Origin of the sequence: Cellulomonas denverensis (assembly GCF_012396125.1) — a bacterium.
Classification (GTDB): domain Bacteria; phylum Actinomycetota; class Actinomycetes; order Actinomycetales; family Cellulomonadaceae; genus Cellulomonas; species Cellulomonas denverensis.
The window spans coordinates 36,395-44,373 of sequence record NZ_JAAXOX010000018.1 but is presented as its reverse complement, the minus strand read 5'-3'; the positions used below and the strand labels follow the sequence as shown (position 1 = coordinate 44,373).

General features: G+C 70.5%; 3 protein-coding genes. 1 reads left to right on the top strand and 2 read right to left on the bottom strand.

The window, feature by feature from the left end; all coding sequences use genetic code 11:
* A partial coding sequence (locus HGA03_RS18160) for an Ig-like domain-containing protein (protein WP_210732645.1) occupies positions 1–4,268 on the bottom strand: 4,268 nt, incomplete at its 3' end.
* Between the two features lie 994 nt (positions 4,269–5,262).
* On the opposite strand from HGA03_RS18160, the gene purB reads away from it, so the two are divergent.
* On the top strand, positions 5,263–6,693 hold the full coding sequence (gene purB, locus HGA03_RS18155; RefSeq protein WP_373307720.1) for an adenylosuccinate lyase: 1,431 nt from the start codon (positions 5,263–5,265) through the stop codon (positions 6,691–6,693).
* 6 nt (positions 6,694–6,699) lie between these two features.
* Here purB and HGA03_RS18150 read toward each other — a convergent pair whose 3' ends face one another.
* Complete coding sequence (locus HGA03_RS18150; protein WP_168631705.1) at positions 6,700–7,962, bottom strand: glutamyl-tRNA reductase; 1,263 nt, start codon at positions 7,960–7,962, stop codon at positions 6,700–6,702.
* Positions 7,963–7,979: the final 17 nt, after the last annotated feature.

The window sequence follows — 7,979 nt, the reverse complement described above, 5'->3', positions numbered from 1 at the left end:
ACCGAGAAGGTCACCTCGCGCCCAGCACCCACCGGGTTGCCCTGCGCGTCGTTCAGCGACACCGTCGCGGTGAACCGCTCACCCACCGGCAGCGAGCCAGCCGGCTCCACCACCCACGAGGAGTGCTCGACCGACAGCGGACCGCTCTCGAACCGCACCACCGCGGGGCTGCCGACCGTGACCGGCTGGCCGTTGACCGTCGCCGTCACCTCGTACTCCCCGGCGACCTTCGAGGCAACCAGAACCCGGTAGGTGCCATCGGCGCCCGTCGTCCCGGCGGCGGCACCCCCGGCGAGGATCAGCTGCTCCGGCAGGGTGAGCACCACCTGGGCGCCCTGCACGGGGTTGCCGGTCGCGTCGGCGGCGGTGACCTCCACCCAGTGGGTGGCGACACCGTCGGCAGCGACCGCACCACCGGAGGCCGCGAGTGCGGACTGCCAGCTCACGTCGACCGTCACCGAGTCGTAGGCGCCCGCAGCAGACACCGCGGTGGCGGTGTAGATGCCCGGGTCGATCCCACTGGTCAGCGGCACGCTCCAGCGACCGTCCGCGCCGACCTCAGCGGACAGCGCGCGGCTGCCGCTCTCATTGCCCACCGTCACCGACAGCGTCGTGTTCGGCGCCGCGGTCCCGGCCAGCTCACTGATCGAGCCAGGCTCGGTCTCCGCGGTCGGGCTGGTGATGTCCACCCGGTCGACCAGGGCCACACCGTGGTCCCGGCCGGCGGCGACATCCACGGCCACCATGCGGTCCAGCTCGTCGGACACCTGCTGCCAGGCAGCCGCATCGGCACCCCAGACCGCGATCGTGCCGTCGGTGAGCAGCGCGGTCGCGCTGCCATGACCAAGGGCCAGACGCTGCACAGCGCCCTGGACGCCCGCGGGCAGGTCCAGCTGCTGTTCGGCGTTGCGACCCCATCCGGTCACGGTGCCGTCGGCGTCCACCGCCATGCTCGTGGCCGCGCCGGCGACCACCCGCACGAAGCCGTCCACGGCGGAGGGTCCATCCGGATCGGACTCCTCGTCCTCGTCCGGAACGGTCTCCTCCTCCGGCTGGAGCGGAACGGTGCTCTGGCCCTCGGCGTCGCTGCCCCAGGCGATGACCTCGCCGGACGCGGTCAGCGCCAGGACGTGGTCGTCACCCGCGCTGAGCTGCACGGCCGTGGCGGAATCCAACGCCTCCGGCAGGGTCGTCTGACCGCTGTCGTTGGCGCCCCAGGCCACCACGGTGCCGTCGGCGAGCAGGGCGTAGGACATGTCCTGCCCCGCCTCGACCGCCACGACCGTCGCGCCGTCCAGCGCCGCGGGCAGGTCGAGCTGACCGGCCGCATTGCTCCCGGCGCCGACCACCCGGCCGTCCCGGGTCAGGCCCAGCACGAAGCCGTCGCCCACCGAGACCTGCACCAGACCCTGCTGGCTGGCGATCCCCCGGACCGGCGACTCCGCGTTGACGCCCCAGACCAGGGCGCGGCCGTCCTCGGTCACCGCGACCGTCATCGGGTCCGACCCGTCCGAGGACGAGATCTGGATCACCCGGTCGGCGCTGTCCTGGCTGTCGTAGCCATACCCGTCGACCGTGCCCCACGCCTCCACGGCGTGACCCAGGACGTCGACCGTGACCATCGCGGTGTTCTCGGTCTCCTCCTGCTCGGCCTCGATCGCGTGCGTGCCCTGCGTCAGCGGGGTCGACACCCGGATCATCCAGTCGCCACGCTCGTTCACCACGGTGGTGCCGAGCAGCTGACCACCGGCGGTGACCGTGATCGTCCGACCGGGCTGGCCGGTGCCTCGCACCAGACCGGTGGCGTCGAAGACCTCGTCATTGAGCGGCGCGGTGATCTGCGGCTCGGCGACGACCTCCTCGCCACCCTCCTGGCTGGCCGCGGTGTGCAGCTTGATCAGCCGGGCCGGGATGTTCGACGACCGGTCCAGCGTGGTGAAGGTGCCGCCGGCCAGGTAGCCGTTCCCGGAGATCGAGGTCTCGGTGACCGAGTACACCCGGCCGTTGAACCCGCGGCCCAGCTGCCCGGAGAAGTCGGTGTTGATCGACCCGCTCGCGTTCAGCAGCACCAGACGGTCCGGGCTGGCGGAGTTGTTGTTCAGCGCGGTGTGCCGGCCACCGACCAGGACACCACCATCGGCGCTCTGCAGCACCGACTCGACCTGGTAGTTGAAGCCCCGACCCATCCGCGAGTTGAAGTCATAGTCCAGCGACCCGTCCTCGACCAGCCGGACTAGGCGACGCGGGATCCCCGTGCTGCCGTTCAGGCTGGTGAAGTTGCCGCCGACCAGGACCTGGCCCTTGTCGGAGACGAAGACGGTCATCACCACCGAGTTGAAGCCGGTGCCCAACTTGCCGGTGAACTCGGTGTCCAGCTTGCCGTCGGCGTTCAGCCGGACCAGCCGGTTCGGGATCCCGGAGTTGCCCGCCAGGGAGGTGAAGTTCCCGCCGACCACGACCTTGCCGTCCTCCTGGACGTGGATGTCGTAGACGTAGGAGTTGAACCCGGTGCCGAGCTGGCCGGTGAACTCGGTGTTCAGCGTGCCGTCCTCGTTCAGCTGCACCATCCGGTTCGGGATCGAGGAGTTGCCGCTCAGCGAGGTGAACGCGCCGCCAACCAGGATCTTGCCCTCGGCGGTGACCTCCACGGTCCAGGCGGCGGAGTTGAACCCGGTGCCGACATAGGTGTTGAACTCACGGTCCAGCGTGCCGTCCTGGTTCAACCGGATCAGCCGGTCCGAGGCGGTGGCATCGCCATTCAGCGAGGTGAAGTTCCCGGCGACCAGGATCTTGCCGTCGGCCTGCTCGGCCACGTCGTAGACCACCGAGTTCAGCCCGGTGCCGACGCGCTCGGCGAAGGCCTCATCCAGCGACCCGTCACTGTTCAGGCGGAGCAGTCGGTCCGGAGCGGTGGCGTCGCCACGGAACGAGGTGAAGTTTCCGCCGACCAGGATCTTCCCGTCGGAGGTTTCCAGCGAGACCCGCACGTCACCGTTGAACCCGCCAGACAGCTGCGAGTTGAAGTCGGGACCCGGGGTGCCGTCATCCTGCAGGTAGACCATGCGTGCCGGAATGAACCGACTGCCGGCCAGGCTGCGGAATGCACCGGCGATCAGGTAACCACCCGCGTCCCCGCCGTTGATCAACACGTCGTACACCGTGGAGTCGAAGCCCTGGACCAGGTTGTCGTTGAAAGCGGCGTCGTACATGCCGTTGGCGTCCAACTTCATCAGGCGGCGCGGCTGCGCGCTCCCGCTGAGGCTGGTGAACGAGCCACCGACCATCACACCCTGGTCAGCGGTCTCGACCGCGACCTGCACCGTGCCGTTGAACCCGGACCCGAGTCCGACATTGAACTCGGCGTCCATCGCACCATTCGGCTTCAGCTTGACCAGGCGACTGGGGACCGCGGAGTTGGCATTCGCCGAGGTGAAGGTTCCACCCACCAGCGTCCCGCCCACCGACGTGATCGACACACTCCGGACGTTGCCGTTGAAACCGGTGCCCAGCTCGGCGTTGTGCTCCCAGTCCAGCGATCCGTCCGCGTTCAGCCGCAGCAGCGCATTGGGAACCGTAGCATCATTGTTCAGTCGGTTGAAAGCACCGCCGACGACAACCTTGTCCTCCGGCGCAATCGCCACCGAGTACACGGCGGAATTGAAACCGGTGCCCAGGCGGGCATTGAAGTCAGCATCGAGCGAGCCGTTCGCCTTCAGACGGACCAGGTAGTTCGGGATCGAGGAGTTGCCGCTCAGCGACGTGAACGCGCCGCCGACCAGCAGGTTCCCCGCGGAGTCCTCAGCCAGGGTCCACACCACACCGTTGAAACCGGTGCCGAGCTGCGCGTTGAACCGCGCGTCGACTGTTCCATCGGCATTCAACCTGACCAGCCGGTTCGGGATCCCGGAGTTCCCAGCCAGCGAGGTGAAGTTCCCCGCCACCAGGTAGCCGCCGTCGGACAGGGCGATCACGTCGTACACGACGCCACCGAATCCGGTGCCCAGGTTCGCGTTGAACTCGTGGTTCAGCGTCCCGTCCGCGTTGATCTTGACCAGCCGGTTCGGAATGCTGGAGTTCCCGGCGAAGGAGGTGAAGTTTCCGCCGACGATGACCCCGCCGTCATGCGCGGCGATGATCGAGCGGACCTCACCGTTGAAACCGCTGGCGAGTCGCACGTTGAAGTCGGTGCCGCGGATCTCCACCTTGGCGGTGTCATCCGCCGTGGCCGCGGTGGCCGGTTGCACACCTCCCCCGACAACAAAGGTCACGCACAGCATCGCCGCCGCGGCGACCCATGCGGCTGCCCGTTGAACGGGACTTCTTGATGTTCGGACGGTCTTCCTCATCGTGCGTGGCCTCCAACGGCTCGGTTCACGGCTCAGCAAGAGGACCTGGCGGTCCCCGGCCTCGCATCTATGCACTGGTGGAGTCGCCAGACGCCGGAGGGCCCGTGGACTCACGGGCGGCAGGAGCTGGATCGCGGAGACCGGTACGCCGGTTCGCGGACACGACGGTCGCGGGGCAGGGGTCGGCTCGGCCGGTGGGTTCGCCGTCGGGACGCCGACGCCACGCTCACCGACTTCGGGTGGGCGATCCGCGCGAAAAGAACACATCGCAGACGCGAAAAGACCAGCCGGGACAATCCGAACGGGCTGGTCGCCTCACTGTCTATCTGGCGGCTCGCCCATCGTCCCGAAGAAGGTCGCGCCTCAGTTGTCGATCACCGTTCAGCGGTGGATGCCACCATCGGTGTTCCTCCGCGTTCCTCGCGCGCCACGGACGCTCGATCCGTCACAGGAGCCGACGGCCCGTCGACCATCTGAGGACCGGTCATCGGCCTGCATCGTGCCCGCTCGCTGGCCGGGCACGGGATGGGCCGCCGGACCGGCCGACGAGAGTGGCACGCGGATGTCCGGACGCCACCGCCGGAGATCCGAGCCGGGGCAGACGGCACCGCGATGAGCGCGTCGACTCCCCCGACCAGTTCGCGCATGACCTCTTCCTTGGTTGTCTACCGGGCCGTTGGCCCATCCCGGCCTTCGTACACGTAGAGAGACTGAACGGCTGCCATCGGTCGCACGGAGGTGTCGAGTCGAGTAACGGGACCAACTACTGACGATCGCGGGCTATAGGGCCGGGTTTGCGGTCGGAGGTCTCAGTGTTTGAGGACTGTGTGCACTGAGGTAGCGCGATCTCGCAGCAGTGCTGCCGCACTGTGGGCGGGGTGGGGAAGGGTGCGGGGCACATGGGAGGATGCGGACCATGCCTCAGGAGTCCGCCGCCCGGGTCCAGCTCGCACAGGTCACCCCGCCGCTCGCCCTCGGTCCGCTGGACGGCCGGTACCGGCCCGCCGTCGCACCGCTGGTCGACCACCTGTCCGAGGCGGCGCTCAACCGGGAGCGGGTGCACGTGGAGGTGGAGTGGCTGATCCACCTCACCTCGCACCGGGTGGTGCCGGGCGCGCCACAGCTCACCGATGACGAGCGGGCGTACCTGCGCGCGGTGGTGACCGGGTTCGGGGCGGCGGAGATCGCCGAACTGGCCGAGATCGAGCGCACCACGGTGCACGACGTGAAAGCGGTCGAGTACTTCCTCAAGCGACGACTGGCCGCCGCCGAGGGGACCGCGCTGCCGGCGCTCGGCGAGCTGGTGCACTTCTGCTGCACCAGCGAGGACATCAACAACCTGTCCTATGCGCTGATGGTGCGCGGCGCGGTGCGCGAGGTCTGGCTGCCCGCGGCCACCGCGCTGGTCGAGCAGGTCGCCGGCCTGGCCCGGGAGCACGCCGAGGTCCCGCTGCTGGCGCTGACCCACGGCCAGCCCGCCACGCCGACCACCCTGGGCAAGGAACTGGCGGTGCTGGCCCACCGGCTGGGCCGTCAGCTGCGCCGGATCGAGCGCGCGGAGTACCTGGGCAAGCTGAACGGGGCGACCGGCACCTACGGCGCGCACGTGGTGGCGGTGCCGGGGGCGGACTGGCCGGAGGTGTCCCGGACGTTCGTGGAGCACCTGGGCCTGACCTGGAACCCGCTGACCACCCAGATCGAGTCGCACGACTGGCAGGCCGAGCTGTACGCGGACCTCGCCCGGTTCAACCGGGTGCTGCACAACCTGGCCACCGACGTGTGGACGTACATCTCCCGCGGCGTCTTCGTGCAGATCCCGGTGGCCGGGGCGACCGGGTCGTCCACGATGCCGCACAAGGTCAACCCGATCCGGTTCGAGAACGCCGAAGCCAATCTGGAACTGTCCTGCGCCCTGATGGACACCCTGTCCGCCACGCTGGTCACCAGCCGGTTGCAGCGCGACCTGACCGACTCCACCACCCAGCGCAACATCGGCCCGGCATTCGGGCACTCACTGCTCGCGGTGGACAACGTGCGGCGCGGGCTGGCGGCGCTGTCGGTGAACACCGAGCTGCTGGCCGCGGAGCTGGACCAGAACTGGGAGGTGCTCGGCGAGCCGGTGCAGTCCGCGATGCGCGCGGCGGCGGTGGCCGGGGTGACCGGGATGGAGAACCCCTACGAGCGGCTCAAGGAGCTGACCCGGGGGCGGCGGCTCACCGCGACGGACATGCGGGAGTTCATCGCCGGGCTGGGGTTGCCGGCGGAGGTGGCCGAGCGACTGGCGGCGTTGACCCCGGCGACGTACACCGGGCTGGCGGCGTCCCTGGTCGCGCACCTCGACGACTGAGGGCCGTCAGCCCAGGACCGCGGCCCCCGCGCCCGCCCCGCTGACCAGCGACGGTACATCGATCGCGGCCAGCTCGGCCAGGCCGGCGGCATAGCTCGCGGTGTCCCCGGCCCGGGCGGCGGTGCGGGCCCGGACGGTCGGCTTGTGCAGCGCGGTACGCACCCGGCGGCGCAGCGACCGGGCATCGCGCGGAGACAGTCCGGCGCTGACCACGGCCAGCTCGGCCATCACCCGGCGGCGCTCGGCCACCACCGGCGGGTCCCAGTCCCGGGTGCGCAGCTCGGACTCGAAGGTGTGCACCTCGTCCGCGACGATCCGCCGGGCCTGCGCGACGGTGGCGGAGGTGCCCTCGGGGGCGTGCTCGGCGACGGTGCCCAGGCCGACCAGCGTGACGCCGGGCAGGGTGCCGACCTCCGGGTCGACGTCGTGCTGCAGCGCCAGGTCGACCACGGCCAGCGGGCCGGAGGAACCACGGCGCACCGCGTCGGCGTCCAGCAGCGACCCGGCAGCACCGGAGCAGGCCACCACCAGGTCGATCCCGGCCAGCGCCCCGGCCAGGTCGCTGACCGCGGCGTCCACCCCGCGGTCGGCGGCGAACTGCCCGGCCCGGCCGCTGGCGGAGAAGACGGTGATGTCGGTGCAGCCCCGGGCCTTCACCGCGGCGAGGCTGGCGCCGGCGTAGGACCCGGTGCCGATCAGCAGGCAGCGCACCGCGGACCAGTCCGGCAGCACCGGCTCGACCAGGTCGAGGGCCACCCCGACCACCGAGCGGCCGGCGGCGCCGAGCCCGGTGTGCGAGCCGACGGTGCGGGAGGTCCGGCTGGCCGCCTGGAACAGGCCCTCCAACCCGGAGGTGGTGGTGCCGTCGCGGCGGGCGGAGGTCAGCGCGCGGCGGACCTGCCCGGCGATCTCCCGCTCGCCCACCACCATCGACTCCAGGCCGGAGGCGACCGAGAACAGGTGCTCGGCGACCGCGGTGCCGCTGGCGGCGGTCAGCACCTCGGACACCCGCTGCGCGGGGAAGCCGGAGCGCTCGGCGACCACCTCGGTCGCGGCGGCCGCGGCCACGTCCACCGCCTCGGGGTCGGCGGAGTCGTCGACATCCAGGTACAGCTCGAAGCGGTTGCAGGTCGCCAGGACGACCGCACCGGAGACGGGGGCGAGTCCGCTCACGACCTCCCGCCCCACCGCGTGCGCGTCGGCGGACAGCCGCTCCAGCACGGACAGATCGAGATCGTGATGGCTCGCGGCCAGCGAGAGCAGCACCACAGCTACGATTGAATCAC